Origin of the sequence: Anaeromyxobacter sp. K (assembly GCF_000020805.1) — a bacterium.
GTDB classification, from domain to species: Bacteria; Myxococcota; Myxococcia; order Myxococcales; family Anaeromyxobacteraceae; genus Anaeromyxobacter; species Anaeromyxobacter dehalogenans.
On record NC_011145.1, the window covers coordinates 4,297,488 to 4,323,929 of the forward strand.

General features: G+C 74.7%; 23 protein-coding genes. 17 read left to right on the forward strand and 6 right to left on the reverse strand.

Annotated elements, in window-relative coordinates:
- Positions 1 to 257: 257 nt before the first annotated feature.
- The 14 genes from ANAEK_RS19210 (at position 258) to ANAEK_RS19275 (ending at position 15,760) form a co-directional block, all read left to right on the forward strand.
- Positions 258 to 695 (forward strand): division/cell wall cluster transcriptional repressor MraZ, encoded by a 438-nt coding sequence (locus tag ANAEK_RS19210; RefSeq protein ID WP_012527790.1) that lies wholly within the window; start codon positions 258 to 260, stop codon positions 693 to 695.
- Positions 696 to 715: 20 nt separating this feature from the next.
- On the forward strand, positions 716 to 1,018 hold the full coding sequence (locus ANAEK_RS19215; RefSeq protein ID WP_011422810.1) for an anti-sigma factor antagonist: 303 nt from the start codon (positions 716 to 718) through the stop codon (positions 1,016 to 1,018).
- A complete protein-coding gene (gene rsmH, locus ANAEK_RS19220; protein WP_012527791.1) occupies positions 1,015 to 1,947 on the forward strand; it encodes a 16S rRNA (cytosine(1402)-N(4))-methyltransferase RsmH in 933 nt (310 codons plus the stop codon). Before ANAEK_RS19215 ends, rsmH begins: the two co-directional genes overlap by 4 nt.
- A complete protein-coding gene (locus ANAEK_RS19225; protein ID WP_012527792.1) occupies positions 1,944 to 2,447 on the forward strand; it encodes a hypothetical protein in 504 nt (167 codons plus the stop codon). The genes rsmH and ANAEK_RS19225 overlap by 4 nt, the downstream gene beginning before the upstream one ends.
- Before the next feature lie 3 nt (positions 2,448 to 2,450).
- Positions 2,451 to 4,478 (forward strand): penicillin-binding protein, encoded by a 2,028-nt coding sequence (locus ANAEK_RS19230; protein ID WP_012527793.1) that lies wholly within the window; start codon positions 2,451 to 2,453, stop codon positions 4,476 to 4,478.
- Positions 4,479 to 4,594: 116 nt separating this feature from the next.
- Positions 4,595 to 6,085, forward strand: a complete 1,491-nt coding sequence (locus tag ANAEK_RS19235; RefSeq protein ID WP_012527794.1) for a UDP-N-acetylmuramoyl-L-alanyl-D-glutamate--2,6-diaminopimelate ligase — start codon at positions 4,595 to 4,597, stop codon at positions 6,083 to 6,085.
- On the forward strand, positions 6,082 to 7,488 hold the full coding sequence (murF, locus tag ANAEK_RS19240; RefSeq protein WP_012527795.1) for a UDP-N-acetylmuramoyl-tripeptide--D-alanyl-D-alanine ligase: 1,407 nt from the start codon (positions 6,082 to 6,084) through the stop codon (positions 7,486 to 7,488). The genes ANAEK_RS19235 and murF overlap by 4 nt, the downstream gene beginning before the upstream one ends.
- A complete protein-coding gene (gene mraY, locus ANAEK_RS19245; protein WP_011422816.1) occupies positions 7,489 to 8,631 on the forward strand; it encodes a phospho-N-acetylmuramoyl-pentapeptide-transferase in 1,143 nt (380 codons plus the stop codon). It abuts the gene before it with no gap.
- A gap of 2 nt (positions 8,632 to 8,633) precedes the next feature.
- Entirely contained in the window at positions 8,634 to 10,022 is a 1,389-nt protein-coding gene (gene murD, locus ANAEK_RS19250; protein ID WP_012527796.1) for a UDP-N-acetylmuramoyl-L-alanine--D-glutamate ligase, read from the forward strand.
- A complete protein-coding gene (gene ftsW, locus ANAEK_RS19255; RefSeq protein WP_012527797.1) occupies positions 10,019 to 11,248 on the forward strand; it encodes a putative lipid II flippase FtsW in 1,230 nt (409 codons plus the stop codon). Before murD ends, ftsW begins: the two co-directional genes overlap by 4 nt.
- On the forward strand, positions 11,245 to 12,396 hold the full coding sequence (gene murG, locus ANAEK_RS19260) for an undecaprenyldiphospho-muramoylpentapeptide beta-N-acetylglucosaminyltransferase (RefSeq protein ID WP_012527798.1): 1,152 nt from the start codon (positions 11,245 to 11,247) through the stop codon (positions 12,394 to 12,396). Before ftsW ends, murG begins: the two co-directional genes overlap by 4 nt.
- Before the next feature lie 22 nt (positions 12,397 to 12,418).
- Positions 12,419 to 13,795 (forward strand): UDP-N-acetylmuramate--L-alanine ligase, encoded by a 1,377-nt coding sequence (gene murC / locus ANAEK_RS19265; protein ID WP_012527799.1) that lies wholly within the window; start codon positions 12,419 to 12,421, stop codon positions 13,793 to 13,795.
- 52 nt (positions 13,796 to 13,847) lie between these two features.
- Positions 13,848 to 14,837, forward strand: coding sequence for a UDP-N-acetylmuramate dehydrogenase (murB, locus tag ANAEK_RS19270; RefSeq protein WP_012527800.1), 990 nt, complete (start codon positions 13,848 to 13,850; stop codon positions 14,835 to 14,837).
- Positions 14,834 to 15,760 carry a D-alanine--D-alanine ligase gene (locus tag ANAEK_RS19275; protein WP_012527801.1) on the forward strand — a complete coding sequence of 309 codons (927 nt, stop codon included), beginning with the start codon at positions 14,834 to 14,836 and terminating at the stop codon, positions 15,758 to 15,760. Before murB ends, ANAEK_RS19275 begins: the two co-directional genes overlap by 4 nt.
- A gap of 20 nt (positions 15,761 to 15,780) precedes the next feature.
- Here the strand turns inward: ANAEK_RS19275 and ANAEK_RS19280 are convergent, their stop codons facing one another.
- A complete protein-coding gene (locus tag ANAEK_RS19280) occupies positions 15,781 to 16,857 on the reverse strand; it encodes a cytochrome c3 family protein (RefSeq protein ID WP_012527802.1) in 1,077 nt (358 codons plus the stop codon).
- A 256-nt stretch (positions 16,858 to 17,113) separates the two neighbouring features.
- Between ANAEK_RS19280 and ANAEK_RS19285 the strand changes: the two genes are divergently transcribed.
- The 3 genes from ANAEK_RS19285 (at position 17,114) to ftsZ (ending at position 20,532) form a co-directional block, all read left to right on the forward strand.
- Positions 17,114 to 17,998: a cell division protein FtsQ/DivIB gene (locus ANAEK_RS19285; protein ID WP_012527803.1), complete on the forward strand. Its 885-nt coding sequence runs from the start codon at positions 17,114 to 17,116 to the stop codon at positions 17,996 to 17,998.
- A 64-nt stretch (positions 17,999 to 18,062) separates the two neighbouring features.
- The gene (ftsA, locus tag ANAEK_RS19290) at positions 18,063 to 19,295 is read left to right on the forward strand and encodes a cell division protein FtsA (RefSeq protein ID WP_012527804.1); all 1,233 of its coding nucleotides are present in this window, start codon (positions 18,063 to 18,065) and stop codon (positions 19,293 to 19,295) included.
- Between the two features lie 19 nt (positions 19,296 to 19,314).
- A complete protein-coding gene (ftsZ, locus tag ANAEK_RS19295) occupies positions 19,315 to 20,532 on the forward strand; it encodes a cell division protein FtsZ (RefSeq protein WP_012527805.1) in 1,218 nt (405 codons plus the stop codon).
- A 72-nt stretch (positions 20,533 to 20,604) separates the two neighbouring features.
- Here ftsZ and ANAEK_RS19300 read toward each other — a convergent pair whose 3' ends face one another.
- The 5 genes from ANAEK_RS19300 to alaS form a co-directional block, all read right to left on the reverse strand.
- A complete protein-coding gene (locus ANAEK_RS19300; protein WP_012527806.1) occupies positions 20,605 to 21,255 on the reverse strand; it encodes an HD domain-containing protein in 651 nt (216 codons plus the stop codon).
- A gap of 26 nt (positions 21,256 to 21,281) precedes the next feature.
- Entirely contained in the window at positions 21,282 to 22,280 is a 999-nt protein-coding gene (locus ANAEK_RS19305; protein WP_012527807.1) for an esterase family protein, read from the reverse strand.
- 120 nt (positions 22,281 to 22,400) lie between these two features.
- Positions 22,401 to 23,048, reverse strand: coding sequence for an autotransporter domain-containing protein (locus ANAEK_RS19310; protein WP_012527808.1), 648 nt, complete (start codon positions 23,046 to 23,048; stop codon positions 22,401 to 22,403).
- Positions 23,049 to 23,206: 158 nt separating this feature from the next.
- Positions 23,207 to 23,587, reverse strand: coding sequence for a hypothetical protein (locus tag ANAEK_RS19315; protein WP_012527809.1), 381 nt, complete (start codon positions 23,585 to 23,587; stop codon positions 23,207 to 23,209).
- A gap of 111 nt (positions 23,588 to 23,698) precedes the next feature.
- Positions 23,699 to 26,416, reverse strand: a complete 2,718-nt coding sequence (alaS, locus tag ANAEK_RS19320; RefSeq protein WP_012527810.1) for an alanine--tRNA ligase — start codon at positions 26,414 to 26,416, stop codon at positions 23,699 to 23,701.
- Positions 26,417 to 26,442 lie beyond the last annotated feature (26 nt).

Here is a 26,442-nt window from a genome sequence, read left to right on the forward strand (position 1 = left end):
CGGGGCGCCGGTCCGGCCGCGTCCCACCGCGATATCGCTGCGGCCGAAGCGCGCGCCCGGCCTTGCGACGCTCCCACCGGTCGCGTGTGGGACAACGCCCACCCCCACGGCTCCAGATCCGATCCTGAACGCCGGCCCAGGCCCGTCCCGGCGCGCCGGGGCGACCGTTGACTTCCCCGGCCGATGTCCGTAGATCCGAACCGTCCGGTGGGAGAAAGTGGCAAAAAGCGGATCCCGGCGGGAAGATCGGCCAGCCCGTGTTCTTCGGAACCTTCAACCACGCGATCGACGCGAAGGGGCGCACCAGCCTCCCCGCGAAGTTTCGCGAGGCGCTGGCCGCGGCCGGGGAGCCGCGCATCGTGCTGATGCAGTACCCGCACTGGCGGGCCGTGCAGGCGCTCCCGCAGTCGGTCTGGAACGAGCTGGTCAAGAAGGTGATGGAGGCCTCGCCGCTCGACGCGCGGTGGCAGCGCAACGTGCTCAAGTTCGTCTCGAGCGCGCACGAGGTGGACCTCGACGTCCACGGCCGCGTGCTGGTCCCGCCGCCGCTCCGCGAGTGGGCGGGCCTTCAGAAGGACGTCGTCTGGGTGGGGATGGGGCGGACCATCCACCTCTACGACCGGGCGGCTTACGACGAGCAGATGTCCGCGGAGATCCCGGCGGACCAGGTGGTGGACTTCTTCAGGACGGCGTAGCGGGCGAAGGGGAACGGGCAATGTACGAGGCGCGCAACCAGGACGAGGTCACGGTGATCCGCTGCGTGGGCGAGCTCACGCGCGACGAGCTGTCCGCCATCGCGGGGCTGGCGCAGCGAGCCCGCCACGAGGGCCGGATGGTGGTGGTGGACCTGAAGCGCGTCACGCACCTGCACTACGCGGGCGCGGCGCTGCTGAAGGCCATCCCCGGCCTGCGCGCCGCGGGCGCGAGCCGCTACGTGCGCGACCTGGTGCACGCCGGCGGGGCGGGCGGCTACGTGGAGCTGTACGGCGACGTGGAGGAGGCCGTCCGGGCGGCGTGAGCGCGGACTTTCGCCATGAGCCGGTACTCGCGAACGAGATCCTGGAGCTCCTGCGCCCCCGGCCGGGCGAGCTCTTCCTCGACGGCACGCTCGGCGGCGGCGGCCACTCCGGCCTGCTGCTCGAGGCGGGGGCGCGCGTGATCGCCCTCGACAAGGATCCGCGCGCGCTGGCCGCGGCGACCGCCCGGCTCGCCCGCTTCGGCGAGGCGTTCCGCGCGGTGCGCTCCGACTTCCGCGACGCGAAGAACGTGCTCCAGGCGCTCGGCATCGCCGCGGTGGACGGCGCGCTGGTGGACCTGGGCGTCTCCTCGCCCCAGCTCGACGAGGCGGAGCGCGGCTTCTCCTTCTCGCGCCCCGGGCCGCTCGACATGCGCATGGGCGACACCGGCGAGACGCTCGAGGACCTGCTGCGCCGCATCGACGAGCGCGAGCTGGCCCGCATCCTGCGCGAGTACGGCGAGGAGCCGTTCGCGCGGCCGGTGGCGCGCGCCGTCAAGGCGGCGCTGGAGACCGAGGCGCCGCTCGACACCGCGCGCCTCGCCGAGGTGGTGGCCGGCGCCATCCCGCGCAAGGCCTGGCCGCACCGGATCCACCCCGCCACCCGCACGTTCCAGGCGCTGCGGATCGCGGTGAACGACGAGCTCGGCGCGCTGGCCGCGTGGCTGGACGGGCTGCCCGGCGTCCTCGCGCCCGGCGGGCGCGCGGCGGCCATCTCGTTCCACTCGCTCGAGGACCGGATGGTGAAGGAGAAGTTCCGGGCGCTGACGCAGGCCTGCACCTGCCCGCCGGACCTGCCGGTGTGCGCCTGCGGGGCGAAGGCCTCGTTCGCGGCCATCACCCGCAAGGCCGTCAAGGCGTCCGACGAGGAGATCGCGCGCAACCCGCGCGCCCGGAGCGCGCGCCTGCGCGCGGTGGAGAAGCTGCGATGAGCGCCCGCGCCCCCGCGCGCCGCGCCGCGCCGGGCCTCCCCGGCGCCCGGCTGGCCGGCGAGATCGCGCTCGCGGCCGCGCTGCTCGCGGCGCTGGGCGTGTTCCACATCTGGTCGCGCACGCGCGTGGTGGCCGCGGGCTACGCGCTCGGCGAGCTGCAGAAGCAGCACGCCGAGCTGGTGGCCGCGCAGGACCAGCTGCGCATCGAGCTGGAGATGCTGCGCTCCCCCGGGCAGCTGGAGCGGGCGGTGCGCACGAGGCTTTCTGGGCTGGGCATGGCTCCGCCGGACCGCGGTGCGGTGTTGGCGGCAGGCCCGGAGCGTCCGCTGGACGCTCCGGGTAGGGCGGGCGTGGATGGGGTTGGTCACCCTCCTCGGCCGGCGGAGCCATCCCCTTCTGCTGGGCGGGCGGCGGCGGCGGGGCCCGTGGCGGCTCCCGGGGCGGCGTACGCGCTCCGGGGTCCGCTGCGGGCGGGTCGCGCGCCGCCGGGGGAGCCGTAGGCCGTGCGCGCCGGGCCGGACCCCCGCGCCGCGCGCTGGATCGCCATCCGCATCACCGTCTTCGCCGTCCTCCTCGCCGCCGGCCTGGCCGCGGTCGCGGGGCGCGTGTTCTGGCTGCAGGTGCTGCAGCGCGACGCGCTCGCAGGGGAGGCGGTGGATCAGTACCTGCGCGAGCTGGTGCTCCGCCCGCGGCGCGGCGTCATCACCGACCGCAGCGGCGTGCTGCTCGCCGGCAGCGCCGACGCGCAGTCCGCTTACGCCGACCCGAAGCTGCTCGCCGAGCACGACCGCTCCGGCGCCGCGGTCCGCCGCATCGCGCGGATCCTGAAGCAGGACCCGCGCGCGCTGCAGAAGAAGCTCGCCAAGGGCGGGCGCTTCGTGTGGCTGGAGCGGCGCATCCCGCCGGCCGAGGCGGCCGCGCTGCGCAGGTGGATCGACGAGGAGCGGGTGCGCGCCGTGCGCCTCGTGCCCGAGACGCGGCGCTACTACCCGAAGCTCGAGCTGGCCGCGCAGGTGCTGGGCGTGGTGGACGACGACGGCGCGGGCCGCGAGGGCGTGGAGCTCGCCGAGGACGAGCTGCTCCGGGGCGAGCCGGCGCGGGTGCCGTCGCTGCGCGACGGGCGCGGGCGGGTGGTGCTCGCCGACGCGCCCTCGCCCGGCCGCGAGCGCGAGGGCGCGCGGGTGGAGCTGACGCTCGACCAGGGCCTGCAGGTGGTGACGGAGCGGGCGCTGGCGCGGGCGGTGACCGGCTCGCGCGCGCTGTCCGGCACCGCGGTCGCGATGGACCCGCGCACCGGCGAGGTGCTGGCGCTCGCCAGCTACCCGGTCGCGAACGCGAACGCTCCACGCAGCGCGGACGCCATCCGCAACCGCCCGGTGACCGACGCGTTCGAGCCGGGCTCGACCATCAAGACGTTCGTGATCGCGGCGGCGCTCGACCGCGGCGCCGTCGGTCCGAAGGACCCGTTCGACTGCGGCGCCGGGCGCTGGCCGGTGGGCAGCCACGTGATCCACGACACGCACCCGGTGGGCTGGGCGGGCCCGTCGCGCATCCTGGTGGAGAGCTCGAACATCGGGGCCGCGCACGTCGGCGCCCGGCTCGGGCGCGAGGGCGTGCGCGAGGCGCTGCTCGCGTTCGGCTTCGGCGAGCGCCCCGGGATCGGGCTGCCCGGCGAGATCCGTGGGCAGGTGCTGCTGGCCCGGTCCGACATCGCGCTCGCCACCCAGAGCTTCGGCCAGGGCCCCATCACCGCCAGCCCGCTCCAGGTCACCGCCGCGATGGCCGCCATCGCGAACGGTGGCGCGCTGATGCGCCCGCGGCTGGTGAAGCGCGTGCTGGACCCGGCCACCGGCCAGGTGCTGGAGGCGCCGGGCGCCGAGGTGGTGCGGCAGGCGGTGCGCCCGGAGATCGCCGCGACGGTGGCGCGCTGGCTGGTGGGCGTGGTGGAGGAGCCGAAGGGCACCGGGAAGCGCGCGCGGCTCGACGGCTGGCGCGCCGCCGGCAAGACCGGCACCGCCCAGAAGCCGGACCGGATCTCCGGCGGCTACTCCTCCGACCGGCACTACAGCTCGTTCGTGGGCTTCGCGCCGGCCGAGCAGGCGCGCATCGCCATCGGCGTGTTCATCGACGAGCCGCGGGGCGAGATCTACGGCGGCGAGGTGGCGGCGCCGGCGTTCCGGGAGATCGCCGAGTACGCGCTGCGGATGATGGGCGTGCCGCCGGATCCGTCGGCGGTGCGCACGCCCCCGCCCGCCGTGGTCGAGGTGGCGCAGGCGCCGCCCGCGGACGAGCCGCCCGAGCCGCCGGCGGTGGAGTGGGCCGACCGGCGCCAGGCGGCGATGCCCGCAGGCAGCGTGGCGGTCCCGGCGCTCGCCGGGCTCCCCATGCGCGCCGCCATCCGCCGCCTGGAGGAGCTCGACCTCGCGCCCGAGCCGAGCGGCTCCGGCCGGGTGATCGGCCAGACGCCCGCCGCGGGCAAGGTGGTCGCGCGCGGCTCGCGCGTCCGGGTGACGCTCGCTCCGGCGGGATGATAGAAGGAGGCGCGCCGCCCGTGTCCCGCCGGACACGCCCGCGCGCAACCGGCCGCGCTTCGGAGGAAAACGAGGCGGACGGCCGTTTGCATGGTATCTCCCGCTGGTAGCGAACAATGAGGCTCTCCACCGTCATCGCCGGCAGCGGCGCCCGCGGCGATCTCGCCGGCGATCCCGAGATCACCCGCGTCACCGGCGACTCGCGGGAGGTGATCCCGGGCGCGGTGTTCTTCGCGCTCCCCGGCGTCCAGCACGACGGCCACGCCTTCGCCGCCGAGGCGGCGCGGCGCGGCGCCGTCGCCGTGGTCGCCGAGCGGCCGGTCGAGTGCGCGCCCGCGCGGCTGCTGCTCGCCCCGTCCGCGCGCCGGGCCATGGCGCTCGCCGCCGCCAGCTTCCACGGCCGGCCGGCCGAGCGCCTGCGGATGGCGGCGGTCACCGGCACGAACGGGAAGACGACCGTCACCTACCTGGTGGAGGCGTGCGCGCGCGCCGCCGCGGTGCCGGTGGGCGTGCTCGGGACGATCTCCTTCCGCTTCCCCGGCGCGGACCGGCCCGCCAGCCACACCACGCCGGAGTCCACCGCCATCCAGGCGGTGCTGGCGGAGATGGTCGCGGCCGGCGCGAGGGACGCGGTGATGGAGGTCTCGTCGCACGCGCTCGCGCAGGAGCGGGTGGCCGGGATCCGCTTCCAGGCGGCCGGCTTCACGAACCTCACGCGCGACCACCTCGACTACCACCGCGACATGGACGCGTACTTCGCGGCGAAGCGCCGGCTGTTCACCGAGCACCTCGCGCCCGGCGGCACCGCGGTGATCAACGCGCGCGATCCCTGGGGCGCGCGCCTCGCCGACCAGCTCGGGCCGGGGCCGCGCGTCTGGCGCTACGGCGTCCGCGCCGGCGACGCGCTGCGCGCGCTGGAGGTGCGGACCGGGCTCGCCGGCACGAGCGCGACCTTCGAGACGCCGGCCGGCGCCCTCGCGATCCGCTCGCCGCTCGTCGGCCAGCACAACCTCGAGAACCTGCTCTGCGCCGCGGGCCTCGCGCTCGGCCTGGGCCTGCCGCCCGACGCGGTCGTCCGCGGCCTGGCCGCCTCGCACGGCGCGCCGGGCCGGCTGGAGCGGATCGACGGCCGCGGCCTGTCGGTCTTCGTGGACTACGCCCACACCGACGACGCGCTGGCGCGGATGATCGCGGCGCTGCGCGGGCTCTCGCCGCGGCGGCTGATCTGCGTGTTCGGCTGCGGCGGCGACCGGGACCGCGGCAAGCGCCCGCTCATGGGCGCGGCGGCCGCGGCCGCGGACCTCGCCATCGTCACCAGCGACAACCCGCGCACCGAGGACCCGCTCGCCATCATCGCCGACGTGCTGCCCGGGCTGGACCGCGCCGGGAAGCCCGCCCTCGGCGCCGCCCGCGCGCGGACCGGCGAGGACGGCTACCTGGTCGAGCCGGACCGTCGCGCCGCCATCGCGCTCGCGGTGGAGTGCGCGCGCGAGGGCGACGCGGTGCTCGTCGCCGGCAAGGGGCACGAGGACTACCAGCAGGTGGGCGCCGAGAAGCGCCCCTTCTCCGACCGCGACGAGGCGCGCAAGGCGCTCGGGATCGCATGACCACTCCCCGCTCCACCCCGCAGTTCACGCCCGACGAGCTCGCGGCCGCCACGCGAGGCCGCTGGCTCGGCGCGCCGCCGTCCGCCGTGGCGGGCGTCTCGACCGACACCCGCACGCTCTCCCCCGGGCAGCTCTTCGTGGCGCTGAAGGGCGAGCGCTTCGACGCGCACGATCACCTGGAGGCCGCGGCCGCCGCCGGCGCCGCCGCGCTGGTGGTGTCGGAGGCCTGGGCCGCCGCGCACCCCGCCCCGCCCCGCCCCGCGCTGGCGGTGGCCGACCCGCTCGCCGCGCTCGGCGCCATCGCCCGCCACCACCGCTGCCGCTTCGGCATCCCGGTGATCGGGGTCACCGGCTCGAACGGCAAGACCACCACGCGCGAGATGATCGCGGCCATCCTGGCCACCCGCGGCCCGGTGCTGAAGACCGAGGGCAACCTGAACAACGAGGTGGGCGTCCCGCTCACGCTGTTCGGCCTGGAGGACGCGCACGCGACCGCGGTCATCGAGATGGGGATGAACCACCCCGGCGAGATCGCGCGCCTCGCCGCCATCGCCCAGCCGCAGGTGGGCGTGGTGACGCTGGCGGCCCCCGCCCACCTGGAGGGGCTCGGCACGGTGGACGCGGTGGCCGACGCGAAGGCCGAGCTGTACGAGGGGCTGCCCGCCGGCGGGATCGCGGTGGTGAACGCGGACGACGCGCGCATGCTGAAGCGCGGCGTCGCCTCGGGGCGGCGCATGCTCACCTTCGCCTCCGGCCGCGGCCGCCGCGGCGACGTGGTGGTGCTCGAGGTCGTCTCGCAGTCGGTGGAGGGGCTCCGCTTCGTCCTCGGCGTGGGCAACCGCGAGGTCCCGGTCCACATCCCCGGCCTGGTCGGCGCGCACAACGCCCGCAACGCCGCGGCCGCCGCCTGCGCGGCCATCGCGGTGGGCTGCACCGACCGCGAGATCGCGCAGGGCCTCGCCGCGGTGCGCCCGGTGGGCCGCCGCCTGCGCCTGGAGCGCCTGCCCTCCGGCGTCCAGCTGGTGGACGACTGCTACAACGCGAACCCGGCCTCGATGTCGGCGGCGCTGGACGTCCTGCGCGACCTCGCCGCCGCGCCCGGCGCCCGCGCGTTCGCGGTGCTCGGGGACATGCTCGAGCTGGGCGCGTTCGAGGCGGAGGCGCACCGCGCGCTGGGCGCCGAGGCGGCCGCCGCCGGCGTGGCGGTGCTGGCCGCGTTCGGGCCGCGCGCCCGCGCCACCGCCGAGGCGGCCGGCGCGGCCGGCCTCGCCGAGACCTTCCACACCGAGGACCTGGACCGCCTCGTCGCGTTCGTGCGCGAGCGGCTCCGTCCCACCGACGTCCTGCTCGTGAAGGGGAGCCGCGGCATGAAGCTCGAGCGGCTCGTCGAGGCCCTGCGCTAGATGCTCTACCACCTCCTCTACCCGCTGGCCTACAAGCTCAGCCTCCTCAACGTCCTCCGCTACCCGTCGTTCCGCATCGTGGCGGCGGGGCTCACCGCCATGGTGCTGGGCCTGCTGCTCGGGCCGATCTTCATCGAGCGGATGCGGGTGCTCCAGTACGGCTCGACCAACGTCCGCGAGGACACGCCGGACACGCACAAGAAGAAGGCCGGCACGCCGTCGATGGGCGGCGCGCTGATCCTCGCGTCGGTCGCGATCGCCACCCTGCTGTTCGCGGACCTCGCGAACCGCTTCGTGTGGGCGGCGCTGCTCGTGACGCTGGGCTACGGCGCGATCGGCTTCACCGACGACTGGCTCAAGATCTCGAAGAAGAACTCGAAGGGCCTGGCCGGCAAGAAGAAGCTCGTGCTGCAGGTGCTGGTGGTGGTGGTGGTCTACTACGCCTGCCTCACCGACTGGCGCTTCCACGTCGAGCACCGCTTCCCGTGGGTGTTCGTGGGCAGCTACGTGGACCTCCACGTCACCCTGCCGTTCGTGCCCTCGCGGCTCTTCAACCCGGACCTCGGCTTCCTCTACCTGCCGTTCATGGTGTTCGTGGTGATCGCCACCTCGAACGCGGTGAACCTGACCGACGGCCTGGACGGCCTCGCCATCGGCCCCACCGTCGTGTCGGCCATGACGTTCCTGGCGCTGTCCTACGTGGCGGGCGCCACCATCGCCGGGTTCAGCCTGGCCGAGTACCTGCGGGTGCCGTACATCCCCGGCGCGGAGGAGCTGGGCGTGTTCTGCTCGGCCATCTTCGGCGCGGGCGTGGCGTTCCTCTGGTACAACACCTATCCGGCGTCGGTGTTCATGGGCGACGTGGGCTCGCTCGCCCTGGGGGGCGGCCTCGGCATGATGGCGGTGCTCACCAAGAACGAGTTCGCGAGCGCCATCCTGCACGGCGTCTTCCTGACCGAGACGGTGAGCGTCATCCTCCAGGTCTGGTCGTTCAAGACCACCGGCAAGCGCATCTTCCGGATGGCGCCCATCCACCACCACTACGAGCTGAAGGGGTGGGCGGAGCCGAAGATCATCGTCCGCTTCTGGATCATCTCGGTGATGCTGGCGCTGGTGGCGCTGCTCTCCATCAAGCTGAGGTAGCCGTGGCCGCACCGGACCTGAAGGGCACGAGGGTGACGGTGGTGGGGCTCGCGAAGAGCGGCGTCGCCGCCGCGCGGCTCTGCGCCCGCGAGGGCGCGCGCGTCACCGTCACCGACCGCCGCGGCGAGGCCGAGCTGGGCGGCGCGCTCGCCGCGCTCCCGGCCTCGGTGACCCGCCGCCTGGGCGGCCACGACCCCGCCGACTTCACCGGCGCCGACCTGGTGGTGGCGTCGCCGGGCGTGCCGCTCGCGAACCCGGAGATCCAGGCGGCGCGGCGGCGCGGCGTGGCGGTGTGGGGCGAGGTCGAGCTGGCCGCGCGCTTCCTGGACGGCCTGCCGATCGTCGGGATCACCGGGACGAACGGCAAGTCCACCACCACCGCGCTCACCGGCGCGCTGCTCGCGCGCGACCGGCGGACGTTCGTGGGCGGCAACCTGGGCACGCCGCTGTCCGAGCTGGTCCTGTCCGGCGAGCCCGCCGACGCCGCGGTGGTCGAGCTGTCCTCGTTCCAGCTGGAGGGGATCGAGCGCTTCCGCGCCCGGGTGGCGGCGGTCCTGAACGTCACCCCGGACCACCTCGACCGCTACCCCGACGTGGACGCGTACGCGGCCGCCAAGGCGCGGCTGTTCGCCACGCAGCAGCCGGACGACGTGGCCGTCGCGAACGCGCGCGACCCGCGGGCGCTCGCCATGGCCGGCGCGTCGCGCGCCGACCTGCACACCTTCGGCTTCGGCGCGCCCGCGCCCGCCTCCGCCCGCGACGAGGGCGGCGAGCCCGGGCCCGAGGGCACCGCCATCTGGTTCACGCCGCGCGGGCGCGCGCCCGAGCGCTACCAGCTCCGCAACCGCGCGCTGCGCGGGCGGCACAACCGCGAGAACGCCATGGCCGCCGTGCTCTGCGCGCGGCTCATGGGCGTGCCCGGCGAGGCGGTCCAGGCCGGGCTCGACGCGTTCCCCGGCCTGCACCACCGGCTCGAGCTGGTGGCGGAGGGGCGCGGGGTGGAGTGGGTGAACGACTCCAAGGCCACCAACGTGGACTCCACGTTCGTCGGCCTGGCCGCGTTCCCGTCCGGCGCCCCGCGCGTGGTCCTCATCATGGGCGGCCGCGGCAAGAAGGCGCCCTACGCGCCGCTGCGCCCGCTGTTCGGCGGGCGCGTCAAGGCGCTGCTCACCATCGGGGAGGACGCGCCCGCCATCGAGCGGGAGCTGGGCGACCTCGCGCCCACCGAGCCGTGCGGCGACCTGGCCGGCGCGGTGCGCCGGGCGGCGGTCCTCTCGGGGCCGGGCGACGTGGTGCTGCTCTCCCCCGCCTGCGCCAGCTACGATCAGTTCGCGAACTACGAGGAGCGCGGCGAGGCCTTCCGCCGGCTCGCGACGGAGCAGGCGCGATGAGGCTCTTCCGCCACGCCCGGGAGGAACGCGCGCCCGAGGCGCCGCGGGCGGGCGCGCCCGGCTTCGACCCGCTCCTGATCTCGGCGGTGCTGCTGCTCGTCGCGCTCGGCCTGGTGATGGTGTACTCGGCGAGCGCGGTGGAGGCGGGCCGCCGCCTGGGCGACGAGTTCTACTACCTGAAGCGGCAGCTGGTGGCGGTCGCCATCGGCCTGGCCGGCATGGCCGCGGTGCTGCGGGTGGGCTACCGCCGGCTGGCCGCGCTGGCGTACCCGCTGCTCGCGGCCACGCTGGCGGCGCTCGTGCTGGTGAAGCTGGTGGGCCGCACCGCCGGCGGCGCGCAGCGCTGGATCCCGCTCGGCCCGGTGAACCTGCAGCCCGCCGAGCTCGCCAAGGTCGCGCTCGTGCTCTACCTCGCGCACTCGCTCTCGCGGAAGCAGTCCAAGATGCGGATGTTCTCCATCGGCCTGCTGCCGCACCTGCTCGTCACCCTGCTCATGGTGGGCCTGTGCCTGTGGCAGAAGGACCTCGGCACCGGCTTCATCCTGTTCATGGTGCTGTTCTCGATGCTGTTCGCGGCCGGCGCGCGGGTCTCGTACCTGGTGGCGGCGGGGCTGGTGGCCGCGCCCATCGCCTGGCACTTCATCAAGTCCACCGAGTACCGGTACCAGCGGTGGCTCGCGTTCATGAACCCCGAGCAGTACAAGACCACCTTCGGCTTCCAGCTCTGGGAGTCGCTGCTCGGCACCGCGAACGGCGGCTGGCTGGGGCAGGGGCTGGGCCAGGGCAAGGGCAAGCTGTACTTCCTGCCCGCCGCGCACACCGACTTCATCGCCGCGGTGCTGGCGGAGGAGACCGGGCTCATCGGGATGGCGCTCCTGCTCGTGCTGTACGGCGTCGTGCTCTGGCGCGGCACCCGCGCCGCGCTGCGCGCTCCGGACGCGTTCGGCTGCTACGCCGCCCTGGGCGTCACCGCGCTCGTCGGCACGCAGGCGCTCGTCAACCTGGCGGTGGTGTTCGGCCTCGCGCCGACCAAGGGGCTCACCCTGCCCTTCGTGTCGTACGGAGGCAGCTCCATCATGACGCTGCTCGCCGCGACCGGCCTGCTCCTGTCGGTGAGCGGCGAGCGCGGCGGCTTCCTGACCCGGGCGCCCGCGGCGGTGCGGGTGGGCGCGCCCATCGGCGGCGCGCCGCGGCTGTCCGCGGCCCGCGCGGAGGACGCGTCATGAGGATGATGGTGGCGGGCGGCGGCACCGGCGGCCACGTGTTCCCCGGCATCGCGCTGGCGGAGGAGGTGGTGACGCGCCACCCCGCCAACGACGTGGTCTTCGTGGGCACCGCCCGCGGCCTGGAGGCCTCGGTGGTCCCGGCCGCCGGCTTCCCCATCGAGCTCATCGAGGTGAAGGGGCTGAAGGGGAAGGGCATCGCGGGGGCGCTGCTCAACCTGCTGCTGCTGCCCCGCGCGTTCCTGCAGTCCTGGCGGATCCTCAAGCGCTGGCGGCCGGACGTGGTGGTGGGCGTGGGCGGCTACGCCAGCGGCCCGGTGGTGCTCACCGCCTGGGCCATGCGCATCCCCACCGCGGTGCAGGAGCAGAACGCGATCGCCGGCCTCACCAACCGGCTCCTCGGGCGCGTCGTGAAGGCGGCGTTCACCGCGTTCCCCGAGGCGGCCCGGCACTTCGCGGCCCGCAAGGTCTACCAGCTCGGCAACCCCATCCGCCGGCGGCTGATGGAGAACTACATGCGGCCCGAGTCGGCGCACGGCCAGCCGCGGCTGCTCGTGTTCGGCGGCTCGCAGGGCGCGCACGCGCTCAACATGCGCGTCATCGAGGCGCTGCCGCACCTCGCCGACCTGCGCGAGCGGATCCAGATCACGCACCAGACCGGCGCGCGCGACCGGGAGTACGTCGAGAAGGGCTACCGCGCCTGCGGGTTCACCCCGGACGTGCGCGAGTTCATCGACGACATGAGCGCGGCGTACGCGGGCTGCGACCTGGTGGTGTGCCGGGCCGGCGCGACCACGCTCGCCGAGCTGACCGTCTGCAAGAAGCCGTCGATCCTGGTCCCCTTCCCCGCCGCCGCCGACAACCACCAGGTGAAGAACGCGCGCAGCCTGGTGGACGCGGGCGCCGCGGTGATGATCGAGGAGCGCGACCTCACCGGCGAGGTGCTGGCGCGCGAGATCCGCGAGATCCTGGACGCGCCGGAGCGCCGCGAGCGGATGGCGCGGGCCGCGGGCCGGCTGGGCAGCCCGCAGGCCGCCAAGGAGATCGCGGACGTGTGCATGGAGCTGGTCCGCCGCCGCTGGGGCTCACCCTTCGGCCAGGCGCGCGAGCCCGGGCAGAAGCCCGCGCGCCCGCCGGATCTCGCGTCGTAGCGCCCGAGGAGCGTCCCGAGACATGAGCCTCTTCCGTTCCAGGCAGGCCAAGATCCACTTCGTGGGCGTGGGCGGCATCGGCATGAGCGGCATCGCCGAGGTGCTGCTGAACCTCGGCTACACCGTCTCCGGCTCCGACCTGCGCGAGTCCGAGACCACCCGGCGGCTGGCCGGGCTGGGCGGGCGCATCTCCTACGGCCACGCCGCCGAGAACGTGCTGCAGGTGGACGTGGTGGTGATCTCGTCCGCGGTGAAGCGCGACAACCCGGAGGTGCTGGAGGCGCGGCGCCGCAAGATCCCGGTCATCCCGCGCGCCGAGATGCTCGCCGAGCTGATGCGCCTCAAGTACGGCGTCGCCATCGCCGGCTCGCACGGGAAGACCACCACCACCTCGATGGCGGCGCACCTGCTCGCGCACGCCGGCCTCGACCCCACCGCGGTGGTGGGCGGCAAGGTGAACGCGTTCGGCTCGAACGCCAAGCTGGGCAAGGGCGACTACATGGTGGTGGAGGCGGACGAGTCCGACGGCTCGTTCCTGCGCATCCCGCCCACCATCGCCATCGTCACGAACATCGACCCGGAGCACCTCGATCACTGGAAGACCCCGGACGCGCTGCGCCGCGGCTTCGTGGACTTCGTGAACCGGGTGCCGTTCTACGGGCTCGCCATCCTCTGCATCGACCACCCCACCGTGCAGTCGATCCTGCCCGACGTGGAGAAGCGGGCCGTCACCTACGGCGAGAGCCACCAGGCCGACTACCGGGCCGAGGCCATCGAGCTGTCCGGCCACGCGGTCCGCTTCGACGCGTTCCGGCGCGACGAGGCGCTGGGGCGGTTCGAGGTGGCCATGGTGGGCCGCCACAACGCGCTCAACGCGCTCGCGGTGATCGCGCTCGGCGACGAGATGGGCATCCCGCCGCTCGTGACCCGCGAGGCGCTCCGCAGCTTCCAGGGCGTGCAGCGGCGCTTCACGGTCCGCGGCGAGGCGGCGGGCGTGACGGTGGTGGACGACTACGGCCACCACCCGGCCGAGGTGAAGGCCACGCTGCAGGGCGCCCGCGAGGCGTTCAAGCGGCGCGTGGTGTGCCTGTTCCAGCCGCACCGCTACACCCGCACCCGCGACCTCATGGCCGAGTTCGCCACCGCGTTCAACGACGCGGACGTGCTGCTGCTCACCGACATCTACGCCGCCGGCGAGGAGCCCATCCCCGGCGCCACCGCCGCGAACCTCGCCGACGCGATCCGCGCCTGGGGCCACCGCGACGTGACGCTCGTCCCCCGCGCCGAGCTGGCCCGCGCCGCCAGGGAGCGGGTCCGCCCGGGCGACCTGGTCCTCACGCTCGGCGCCGGCGACGTGACCGCCGCCGGCCCGGAGCTGCTGGCGCTGCTCGAGCGATGAGCGCTCCCTCCCCCTGCCCGCGGCGCGGCCCGGCCCGCCCGGCCCCCCGCGCATGACCTGGCGCGACGAGATCGCCCGCCGCGTCCGCGGCGAGCACCTGCGCGACGCGCCGCTCGCCCCGCGCACCGCGGTGCGGGTGGGCGGTCCGGCCGACCTGCTCTGCCGCCCCGCCGACGGCGACGCGCTCTCGGCGCTGCTCCGCGCGGTGCGCGAGCTGGGGGTGCCGCTCTCGGTGCTGGGCGGCGGCGCGAACACGCTGGTGGCGGACGCCGGCGTGCGCGGGGTGGTGCTGCGGCTGCCGCAGGAGTTCCCGGGCGAGTCCACCGACGGTGGCACGCTGGTCCTCTCCGCCGGGGCGCCCATCTCGCGGCTGCCGGCGCGGGCGCACGCGCACGGCCTCGTCGGCATGGAGTTCCTGGGCGGCATCCCGGGGACGCTGGGCGGCGCGGCCGCCATGAACGCCGGCACGCGCCTGGGCGAGATGAAGGACGTCGTCACCCGGCTCGAGCTCGCCACCCCCGACGGCACCGGCTTCGTGCCGGCCTCGGCGCTGGGCTACGCCTACCGGACCTGCCGGCTCCCGCCCGGCGCGGTCATCGCGCGCGTCGAGGTGCGGCTCCACGCCGGCGACGTGGCCGCGAGCGAGGCGCTCATGCGCGAGGATCGCGAGCGCCGCCGCGCCACCCAGCCGCTCGACCGGCCCACCTTCGGCTCCACCTTCACGAACCCGCCGGGCGAGTACGCCGGGCGCCTGGTGGAGGCGGTCGGGCTGAAGGGGCACCGCGTCGGCAACGCGATCTGGTCGCCGGTGCACGCGAACTTCGTGACGAACCTGGGCGGCGCCACCGCCCGCGACGTGCTCGCGCTCGTCCGGCTGGCGCGGGCGCGGGTGAAGGAGCGGTTCGGGATCGCGCTCGAGACCGAGGTCCGGCTCATGGGCGAGTTCCTCGACGAGGATCTGGAAGGGCTGGACGGGCACGCCGCCGCGGGCGGTGGCCCCGGCGCGGCGAGCGGGGGCGTGCGCCCCCCGGAGGCGACATGAGCACGTGGACGGGCAAGCGGGTGGCGGTGCTGTACGGCGGACGCTCCAGCGAGCGCGAGGTGTCGCTCAGGACCGGCGCCGCCTGCGCCGACGCGCTCCGGCAGAAGGGGCACGACGTGGTGCTGCTGGACGTGGACCTCGAGGTGGCGGCGCGGCTCCGCGCGGAGCGGGTCGAGGTCGCGTTCGTCGCGCTGCACGGCCGCTTCGGCGAGGACGGCAGCATCCAGGGGCTGCTCGAGTCGATGGCCATCCCGTACACCGGCTCCGGCGTGCTCGCCTCGGCCATGGGCATGGACAAGACCGTGTCGAAGGCGATCTTCCGCTCGCTCGGCCTGGCCGTCGCCGACTACCGCGTGTTCCCGCGCGCCTCGGCCGGCTCGATCGGCGTCGGCGATCTCCCGTTCGGCCTCCCGTGCGTGGTGAAGCCCGCCGGCGAGGGCTCGTCCGTGGGCGTGCACCTCGTGAACGAGGCCGCGGAGCTCGGCCCCGCCTGCCGCGACGCCGCCTCCCACGCGGGCGACGTGATCGTCGAGCGGTACGTCAAGGGCACCGAGGTGGACGTGGCGGTGCTGGACGGGAAGGCGCTCGGGGCGATCGAGATCGTCCCCGCGAACGCGTTCTACGACTACGCCGCGAAGTACACCGCCGGCACCACGAAGTACTTCTACCCGGCGCGCCTCCCCGAGGCGCACGTCCGCGCGGTGATGGAGGCGGCCGAGGCCGCGCACCGCGGGATCGGCTGCAGCGGCGTGACCCGCGTGGACTTCATCGTGGCCGGCGACGGGACGCCGTACATCCTCGAGGTGAACACGCTGCCCGGGATGACCGCGACGTCGCTCGTCCCGAAGATCGCCGCCGGCCTGGGCCTGTCGTTCCCCGACCTGTGCGAGCGGATCCTGGACGGCGCTGCGTTGAAGGCCTGAGCGACGGTCCGCGCCGCCCGTCAGCGGGCGACGTACGCCTTCGCCTCGTGGCAGGCCTTCGCGCAGCTCCCGCCGGTGGCGGTGCGGGTGAAGCCGAGCTTCAGCACGTAGCCGCCGCTCCCGTAGGCCACGCTGTCGCGGACGTGCCGCTCCTGCCTGGACGCGTGCGCGTCGTGGCAGGCCCGGCAGGCGAGGCCCCGCTCCCGGTTCACGTGCACCGCGTGCAGGTTCCGGGCGCCGTCCCGGAAGCGGGTGAACGCGGTGGTCTCGGCCTCCGAGACCAGCCGGTCGTTGTGGCAGCCGAAGCAGAGCGCGTAGCTTCGCCGGTCGTAGGGCGCGTACAGCTTGTCGGGCAGGTCCGCCACCAGCAGCCGCGGGTGGTCGCCGCCGTGGGTGCGGTGGCAGGCGGCGCAGTCGCGCTCGCGGACCGGCTCGTGCCAGACCGGGTTCTCCTCCAGCCAGCGGCGCATGTTGAGCAGCGTCCGCCCGTCCGCCGCGGTCATGCCGTCCTTCGAGTGGCAGCCGACGCACAGCTCGAACGCCGGCGCGGTGAGCAGCGCCTCGTGGCGGGCGGCGTGGGGATCGTGGCAGCTCGCGCAGGCCCGCCCCTCGGTCACCGGGGCGTGCTTCACCGGCGCCGCGGCGGCCTGGGCCGCGACGCCGGGGTGGCAGCGGGCGCACAGCTCGGCCACCGGGGCCGCGAGCAGCGACGGGCCGGCGCCGTCGTGCGGGTTGTGGCAGGTGGTGCAGGAGCGGACGGCCGGCGCGTGCTTGAGCTTGCGCGCCATCACCTCGCGCATCTCCTCGTGGCACTCGAGGCACCCGGCGTTCACGCTGGCGTGGCGCAGGGGGCCGGGGCTGGCGCGGTCGGCCGAGCGGTGGCAGGCGGCGCAGTCGCCGGCCGCGTACGGCGCGTGGGTCGAGCGGGCCTGGCCGGGCGGGAGCGGCGCCGTCCCCGCGGCGGCACGCCGCACCGCCGGCACGGGCGCCGCCGGCGCGGCGGTCCCCGCGGGCGTGGCGCGGGCCGGCCCGGCCGCCCCGGCGGCGATGCTGGCCGCGGCGAGGAATCCCGCCACCTTGGCGCGCCCGTGGTGCATGTGCGTTCGCTCCCGGTGGCCGGCCGGCGCGGGCGACTCCTCCCGCCCGGCTCGGAGCGCTGCGTGCTCCCCGAGATGCTAGCGCATCCTCACCGGAAGACGAGAAGCCGGGCGATCCGGGATTCGCGGGCGGAAAACTTGCCAGCGGCCGGTGCTGCGGCATCCTGCACCGTCGGGTGATAGCGCCCGGAAGCGCCCTCTGGTTTCATGCACGTGGGCTGCGGTGGGCGGATGTATCCGGGTGGCGGGAGCGGCGGTGGCGCGGGGTCCGAACCGGCGGCGCGTGGACAGGGTTCCGGGGGAGCGGCGGCGGCGGCTGGCCCGCGCGATGGCGCTCGCCCTGCCCTCGATCCTCGCGCTCGCGGCCCTGGGCGGCGCCGCGACCCTGGGCTGGCGCGTCGGCTGGAAGAGCGACCTGCTGCGCGTCCGCGAGATCCGGTTCGAGGGGCTCTCGCGCGCGACGCCGCAGGAGCTGCTCGATCTCTCGCCGGTGCAGCCGGGCGACCACCTCCTGTTCCTCGACACCGACGCGATGGCGGCGGCGCTGCGGCGCCACCCCTGGATCGCCTCGGCCCAGGTCCGCCGCACCTTCCCGCCCGCGCTCGAGGTGCAGCTCGCGGAGCGGCGGCCGGCCGCGCTGGTGGACCTGGGCGGCCTGTACCTGGTGGACGACCGCGGCGAGGTGTTCAAGCGCGCGGTCCCGGGCGACGGGCTGGACCTGCCGGTCATCACCGGCATCGAGCGCGAGGCGTGGGCGGAGGGGCGCGGCGAGCTCGCGCCGCTGCTGGGCGGCGCCCTGGCGCTGCTCGGCCGCTGGTCGGCGCGCGGCCTCGACGCGCGCTCGACGATCTCGGAGATCCACGTGGACCCGGAGTACGGGACCACGCTCTGGTCGGACGAGGGGACGGAGATCCGCCTCGGACAGGGAGATCTGGAGGAGAAGCTGACGCGCCTCCACCGCGTCCTCTCGGCGCTCGACGCCGAGGGGGAGCGAGCGGAGGTGCTGCACCTGGACAACCGCCGCCGCCCGGACTGGGTGGCGGTCCGGGTGGCCGGCCGGCGCGGTGAGCCGGACGGACGGTCGTCGTACGCAGCGGGTGGTGGTGGTGGTCCGCAGGGACGCTCGTCGTCGCTGCGGTAGGACGGGTCCGAGAGGGCCCTAGGTGGGCGAAAGCGCGACGGCGCGGTCACGCCCGGAGGTTCACATGGCGAAGAGCGGGGACATCCTCGTCGGCCTGGACATCGGCACGACGAAGATCTGCGCCATCGTCGGCGAGGTCACCGACGACGGCTCGATCGACATCATCGGCATCGGCTCGCACCCGTCGAAGGGGCTGCGGAAGGGCGTGGTGGTCAACATCGACGCCACCGTCGCCTCGATCAAGCGCGCGATCGAGGAGGCCGAGCACATGGCGGGGTGCGAGATCACCACCGTCTACACCGGCATCGCCGGCGGCCACATCAAGGCGTTCCCGTCGCACGGCGTGGTGGCGGTGAAGGACAAGGAGGTCCGCCAGCAGGACGTGGACCGCGTCATCGACCAGGCCAAGGCGGTCGCCATCCCGCTGGACCGCGAGGTCATCCACGTGCTCCCGCAGGAGTTCGTGGTGGACGACCAGGACGGCGTGAAGGAGCCGGTCGGGATGAGCGGCGTGCGCCTGGAGGCGAAGGCGCTCATCGTCACCGGCGCGGTCTCCTCGGCGCAGAACATCGTGAAGTGCGCGCAGCGCACCGGCCTGAACGTGGCCGACATCGTGCTGCAGCCGCTGGCCTCCTCGCTCGCGACGCTCTCCGAGGACGAGAAGGAGCTGGGCGTGTGCCTGGTGGACGTCGGCGGCGGCACCACCGACATCGCCATCTTCCACAACGGCTCGATCCAGCACACCGCGGTGATCTCGCTCGGCGGCAACCACCTCACCAACGACGTGGCGGTGGGGCTGCGCACGCCCACCCACGAGGCGGAGCGGATCAAGAAGCAGTACGGCTGCGCCATGGCCTCGATGGTGGACAAGACCGAGACCATCGAGGTGCCCAGCGTGGGCGGCGGCCAGCCGCGGGTCCTCTCGCGCCACATCCTCGCCGAGATCGTGGAGCCGCGCGTCGAGGAGATCTTCATGCTGGTGCAGCACGAGATCCAGAAGTGCGGGATGGAGGAGATCCTCGCCTCGGGCGTGGTGATCACCGGCGGCTCGACGCTGCTCGCCGGGATGCCCGAGATGGCCGAGGAGGTCCTGGGCGTGCCGGTGCGGCGCGGGCTGCCGCGGGGGATCGGCGGCCTGGTGGACGTGGTGAAGAGCCCCATGTACGCCACCGCGGTCGGCCTGGTGATCTACGGCGCGCACCAGCAGGACGACAGCCCGTACTTCAAGATCCGCGACGAGAACGTGTACCGGAAGGTGAAGGTCCGCATGAAGGAGTGGCTCGGGCAGATCTTCTAGCCGCGGGGGGAACCGACCAATGATCGAGTACACCGACAGGCAGGACGCGGCGAAGATCAAGGTGATCGGCGTCGGCGGCGGTGGCGGCAACGCCATCAACACCATGGTGGCGGGGCGCCTCGAGGGCGTGGAGTTCATCGCCGCGAACACCGACGTGCAGGCGCTGGCCGCGAACAAGGCGGGGGTGAAGATCCAGCTCGGCAAGTCCGCCTCGCGCGGGCTGGGCGCCGGCGCGAACCCCGAGGTGGGGCGCACCGCGGCGCTGGAGGAGCGCGAGCAGATCGCCGCGGCGCTCGAGGGCGCCGACATGGTGTTCGTGACCGCCGGCATGGGCGGCGGCACCGGCACCGGCGGCGCGCCGGTGGTGGCCGACATCGCGAAGGCCACCGGGGCGCTCACCGTGGGCGTGGTGACGAAGCCGTTCCTGTTCGAGGGGAACAAGCGGCGCAAGCAGGCCGAGGCCGGCATCGCCGAGCTGGCCGCGGCGGTGGACACGCTCATCGTGATCCCGAACCAGCGGCTGCTCTCGGTGGCGGGCGAGAACATGTCGCTCGCCGACGCGTTCAAGCGCGCCGACGAGGTGCTGCTGAACGCGGTGCAGGGCATCTCCGACCTCATCACCGTGCACGGCATCGTCAACGTGGACTTCGCCGACGTGCGCACCATCATGGGCGGCCAGGGCATGGCGCTCATGGGCACCGGCCGGTCCTCCGGCGAGCAGCGCACGGTCGAGGCGATGCAGGCCGCCATCAGCTCGCCGCTGCTCGAGGACGTCACGCTCGACGGCGCCACCGGCCTGCTGGTGAACATCACCGGCGGTCCGAACCTGACGCTGCACGAGGTGAACGAGGCGGTGTCGATGGCGCAGTCCGCCGCCGACGCCGACGCGAACATCATCTTCGGCTCGGTCATCGACGAGCGGCTGGGCGACGAGGTGAAGATCACCGTCATCGCCACCGGCTTCCAGGCGCGCGAGGAGCGCAGCCGCGCCATCGCCCGCAAGGTCGAGCCGGTGGAGGCACGGGCGCCGGCGACGGTCCGGCAGGTGCCGCCCCCGCTGCCGGTCGAGGCCACCGCCAAGGCGCCCATCCGGCTGCAGACCCCGGCGGCGCCGGCCCACGCCACCGCGCCCGCGAAGGTGTCGTTCCGCCGCGAGGCGCCGGTGTACCGCCCGGCCGACGAGGACCAGTACGACATCCCGGCGTTCCTGCGCCGGGGCAACCCGCCGCGCGAGTAGTCCTCCCCGGAACCTCGCGCCCCGCGGCGCGCCCGGTCGCCGGGCGCGCCGCGCTTCGTTCCGGGGCCTGCGCTACGGCGCGGGTGCGGGCGGCGGCGGCTCCGGCGGGACCGGGGCGTCGGGCAGGTCCGCCGCCGGCGCGCCGTCCAGCCCGAGCCGCGCCGCGATCGGCACCTGCGCCCGCAGCACCAGCGCGACCAGCTCCGGGAGCGGCAGCCCCACCTCCTCCGCGCCGCGCCGGATGTACTCGCGGTCCACCGAGCGCGCGAACGCCTTGTCCTTCATCCGCTTCACCACCGACTCCACCGGCACGTCGGCGATCCGCCTCGACGGGCGGACCAGCGCGCAGGCGCCCACGAAGCCGGTCAGCTCGTCGGCCGCCACGATCGCCCTCTCCATGGGCGTCTCGCGCGCGACGCCGGTGTAGAACGCGTGGCCGCCCACCGCCTTCACGATCGGCTCCGGCCAGCCGCGGGCGCGCAGGATCTCCATGCCGCGGAACACGTGGTCCTGCTCGGTGGGGAAGCGCTCGTAGTCGAAGTCGTGGAGCAGGCCCACCAGGCCCCAGGTCTCCAGCCCGGCCGGATCGGCCACGCCGGCGCGCAGCGCCAGGGCGCGCATCGACGCCTCCACCGCCAGCGCGTGGCGGCGGAGCGGCTGGGACGCGGTGTGCTCGCAGAGGAGCGACCAGGCGGCGGCGCGGGACGGGACGGGGGCGGTCATGCCCTCATCGTATCCGCAGGCCCCGCTCAGCGCCGGGCCAGGCGCGGGACGAGGTGCTTCACCGACGCGTCGTAGCGCCAGCTCGTGCCCATGTGCCCGCCCTCGAACTCCTCGTGCACCACCGGCACGCCGCCCGCGCGCAGCGCCTCCGCCACCATGCGGGCGCCCCAGCGCAGGTGGAACTCGTCGCGGGTGCCGCAGTCGAGGAACACGCTCGCGAGGCGCCGGTAGGCGTCGAGCGCGCGCGGCACGAAGCGGACCGGATCGGCCTCCAGCCAGCGCGCCCACACGTCCTCGCGGATCCGGCCGCTGGGCAGCTCGAACGGGAGCGCCAGGCCGAGCGGCGCGGCGGGATCGGCGGCGTAGTGCGCGGCCATCGCGAGCACGTTCAGCACCGGGTGGTCGGCGCCCGCGAGCCTCGTCTCGCGCGCCCGCCGCTTCGCGTCGTCCAGCCACGCGGCCGCGTCGGGCGCGCCGAGCAGCGCCGCCGCCGCCTGCGGGAGATCGTGCAGGTAGCAGTACTCGAAGTAGGCGTCGCCGGCGTGGCAGCCGAGGTGCGCGAAGACGTCGGGCCGGTCCCGCCCCATGCGCAGCGCGCCGTAGCCGCCCGAGCTCTTCCCCACCACGGCGCGCGCCTCGCGCCGCGGCACGGTCCCGAGCCGCGCCTCCACCAGGCGCACCACGTCGTCCGCCACGTAGGCCTGGTAGCGGCCCACCGCGGGCGCGTCGATCCACTGCGTCCCGCCCAGCGCGGTGAAGCCGTCCGGGAACACCGCCACGAACGGCGGGACCTCGCCGGCCGCGACCAGCGCGTCGAGCCGCTCCGGCACGGTGGGCTGGAACGCGCTCACGTTCAGCCAGCCGCGCGCCGAGCCGGCGAAGCCGTGGAGGAAGTAGACCGCGGGCAGCCCGGCCGCGCCGCCCGGCGGGATCCAGCAGAGGAGCGGCCGCCGCGCCGGATCGCCCAGCGGGTTCCCGGCCAGCGCCTGCGAGTCGATCTCCAGCTCCACCACCGATCCGTGCATGTCGCCTCCGCGTGGTCGAGCGGTAGCGCGGCGGCGCGCCGGGGGCAAGCGCAGCCCCCCGGGACGCACGAAGGCCGCCCCGGGGGGCGGCCTCCGGCGCTGCACGCTGGGGTCCGCGCGCTACAGGTCGAACTGGCCGCGCCAGCCGACCTGCAGCCACTCGTGGAACTTCTTGTCGTTGATGCTGCCGCCGCCGGAGATCACGCCGGAGGCGTCGCCCTTGTCGTAGCGGCCGAGGCTCAGCATCAGGAACGGCCCGGTGCGGAGCTGCGGCGCGACGAAGAAGTCCATGCCGGCCTGCAGGTTCAGCCACTCCACGCCCTTCCACTTCATGGTCAGGTTCTCGCCGCCGCCCTCCGCCTTCAGCCGGTTCCACTCGTACCCGATGCCGAGGCCGAGCCACGGCGCGAGGGTGCCGGCGCGCGGCAGCGTGTAGATCCCCTCGACCCCGAGCCGCATCACGTACGCGGAGCAGTCCACCCCGGACACGTCGCACGTCGACTTCAGGTCGCCGCCGGCGCGGGCGAAGCCGTAGGAGAAGTAGGGACCGACCGCGAGGTCCGGCGTCACCCGGAACAGCGCGTCCACCTGGATCGGCACCTGCCCGTCCACCCAGTCGGACATCTTCAGCTTGTCGCCGCCGCCGCCGCCCACGTCCCCGAGCCCCCAGGCGTAGCCGAGCCGGAGACCCAGGCTGACCTGCGCGCTCGAGGCGGTCGGCAAGAGCAGCGCGGCGAGCACCGCGCCCAGCGTCACGATCCTGCGCATGGCGTTCCCCCTCACGAGATCGGGGTCGCCGCCGGCGCGGAAGTCGCGCCGCGAGCCCCGCTGCCGCGAGATGATACGTGGCGGGTGTGCGCCGGCAACTTCGCGGCGGGCACCCGACCCGGCGCTGCGACACGCCGCCGCGGCGGCGGCCGCGGCGCTCAGCGGCCGCGCGCGAGCACCAGGCCGGTGCGGGCGGTCAGCTCGGTGGTGCGGGCGAGGAGCGACTGCGCCTCCGCGTACAGCGGATCGGCGTCGCCCGCCTCCTCGGCCGGGAGCTCGCCGATGCGCGCGAGCAGGTCGGCCACGCGGAGCAGGTGCTGGTGCGCGAGCAGGAGGTCGCGCCCGAGCCGCGCGCCCTGGCGCGTGAAGATGAGGCCGCTCTGGAACAGCCGCGAGAGGCCGCGCCGGTTCACCTCGTCCACGCCGCGGCAGCGCGCCTGCAGCTCGCGCAGCCGGCGCGACTCGCGCGCCTGCGCGAGGTCCACCACCGTGGACGGGCTCGCGGCGGCGCGGCGCGATCGGGGGAGCGGGGACGGCATCGCGGGGAATCGTAGGCACCCCGCGCCACCACGGTCAACGGGCCCCGGCGCTTGACAGTTCGCGCCGGAGGTGGAGGCCGCGCGCGCTCCCGCGGGGGCGCGCGCCGCGCGTCACGCGAGCGCGCGCGTGGCGAGCTCGGCCACCTTCTCGAGCGCCTTCTCCAGGCCGGCGGGATCCGAGCCGCCCGCCTGCGCCATGTCCGGCTTGCCGCCGCCGGAGCCGCCCACCAGCTTCGCGGCCTCCTTCACCAGGTCGCCGGCCTTCAGGCGCGCGGTGAGATCGCGGGTCACCGCCACCAGCAGGATCGCCTTGCCGTCCTGCTCGGCGCCGAGCGCCACCACGCCCTTGCCCAGGCGATCGCGCAGCTTGTCGGCGAGCTCGCGCAGCGCCTTGCCGTCGCCGTCCACGCGCGCGGCCAGCACCTTCGCGCCGCCCACGTCCTTCGCCAGCGCGGCGAGGTCGCCGGACTGCGCCGCGGCGGCCTTGGAGCGCGCCTCCTCCAGCGCGCGCTCCAGGTCCTTCACGCGCCGCTGCGTCTGGTCGATCTTCTGCGCGACCTCGAGCGCGCCGGCCTTGAGCAGCGCCGCGGCGCGCCGCAGCTCCTCCGCCTCGCGCTGCTGGACCTCGACCGCGCGCGCGCCGGTGTACGCCACCAGGCGCCGCACGCCCGAGGCGATCGACTCCTCCGAGCCGATCTTGAAGAACGCGATGTCGCCGGACCGGCGCACGTGCGTGCCGCCGCACAGCTCCTTGGAGGGGCCGATGCGGACCACGCGCACCACGTCGCCGTACTTCTCGCCGAAGATCATCATGGCGCCGGCGTGGCGCGCCTCCTCCAGCTTCAGCACCGCGGTCTCGGTCTCGGCGTTCTCCCGGACGAGGTCGTTCACCCGCCGCTCCACCGCGGCCAGCTCCTCCTCGGTGACCGGCTGGAAGTGCGAGAAGTCGAAGCGCAGGTAGTCCGGCGCCACCACCGAGCCGGCCTGCTTCACGTGCTCGCCCAGCACCTCGCGGAGCGCGAACTGCAGCAGGTGCGTGGCGGAGTGGTTCGCGCGCACGAGGTCGCGCCGGCGGTCGTCCACCGCGAGCTCCACCGCGTCGCCCACCGCCACCTCGCCGCGCAGCACCTCGCCCACGTGCGTGACCAGCCCCGGCACCGGGCGCTGCGCGTCGTCCACCCGGATCTCCAGCCCCGGGCCGGTGATGCGGCCCACGTCGCCCACCTGGCCGCCGGACTCGCCGTAGAACGGCGTCGCGTCGGTGACGAGCTCGACCTTGTCGCCCTTGCCGGCGCGCGCCACGCGGGCGCCGTTCGCGAGGATCGCCTTCACCTGCGCGCGAGCCGCCGGCTGCTCGTAGCCGAGGAACTTCACCTCGCCGAGCTCGCCCGCGATCTGCTTGTGCAGGTCGTCCACGCCCTGCTCGCCCGAGCCCTTCCACTCGGAGCGCGCGCGCTGCTCCGCCATGTGGCGGTCGAAGCCCTGCTCGTCCACGTCGAACCCGCGCTCCGCCGCGATGACGCGGGTGAGGTCGAGCGGGAAGCCGAACGTGTCGTAGAGCTGGAACGCCACCTTGCCGTCGATGATCGGCCGCGCGCGGCCCGGCGCCGGGGTGGCGGGCTTGCCGTCGTGGATCGCGTCGGGGACGAGCTTGCGCATCTCGCCCTCGAGGATGGCGAGCCCCTTGTCGAGCGTGCGGCGGAAGGACTCCTCCTCCTGCTGCGCCACCTTCTCGATGAACGCGCGGTTCTCCCGGGTCTCCGGATAGGCCCCGCCCATCTCGTCGATGACGGCCCCGCACACCGCCGCCAGGAACGGCTTCTCCAGCCCGAGCCGCCTCCCGTGGCGGATGGCGCGCCGCATGATCCGGCGGAGCACGTAGCCGCGCCCCTCGTTCGACGGGAGCACGCCGTCGCCCACCAGGAACGTGGTGGCGCGGGCGTGGTCGGCGATGACGCGCATCGAGACGCCGTCGTCCGAGGCGGCGTCGTAGCGCTTCCCGGAGAGCCGCTCCACCGCCTGGATGATGCTGCGGAACAGGTCGGTGTCGTAGTTCGAGCGCTTGCCCTGCACGACCGACGCGAGCCGCTCCAGGCCGGCGCCGGTGTCGATGGAGGGCTTGGGCAGCGGCGTGAGCCCGCCGTCCTGGCCGCGCTCGAACTGCATGAACACGAGGTTCCAGATCTCGAGCCAGCGGTCGCAGTCGCAGGCGACGCCCTGGCACCTGCGCCCGGCCAGCTCCTCGGCGCAGGGGATGTCGTTGCCCTGGAAGTAGTGCAGCTCGGAGCACGGGCCGCACGGGCCGGTGTCGCCCATGGCCCAGAAGTTGTCCTTGGCGCCCAGCTTGTGGATGCGCTCCACCGGCACGCCCTGCGCCTTCCACAGCTCGAACGCCTCCTCGTCCCAGGGCAGCGTCCCCTCGCCCGCGAAGACGGTGGCCGCGAGCCGGTCCTTCGCGATGCCGAGCCACGCCGGGCCGGTGACGAGCTCCCACGCCCACGCGATCGCGTCGCGCTTGAAGTAGTCGCCGAAGGAGAAGTTCCCCATCATCTCGAAGAACGTGTGGTGACGGGCGGTGAACCCGACGTTCTCGAGGTCGTTGTGCTTGCCGCCGGCGCGCACGCACTTCTGCGCGGTGGTGGCGCGCGAGTAGTCGCGGCGCTCGCGCCCGGTGAACACGTCCTTGAACTGGACCATCCCGGCGTTCGTGAAGAGCAGCGTCGGGTCGTTCTGCGGGACGAGCGAGGCGCTCGCCACCCGGCGGTGGCCGTGCTCCTCGAAGTAGCGCTGGAACAGCTCGCGGATCTCGGCGGCGGTCAGGGTCTTCATAGATGGGATCGGCATCAATAACAGAG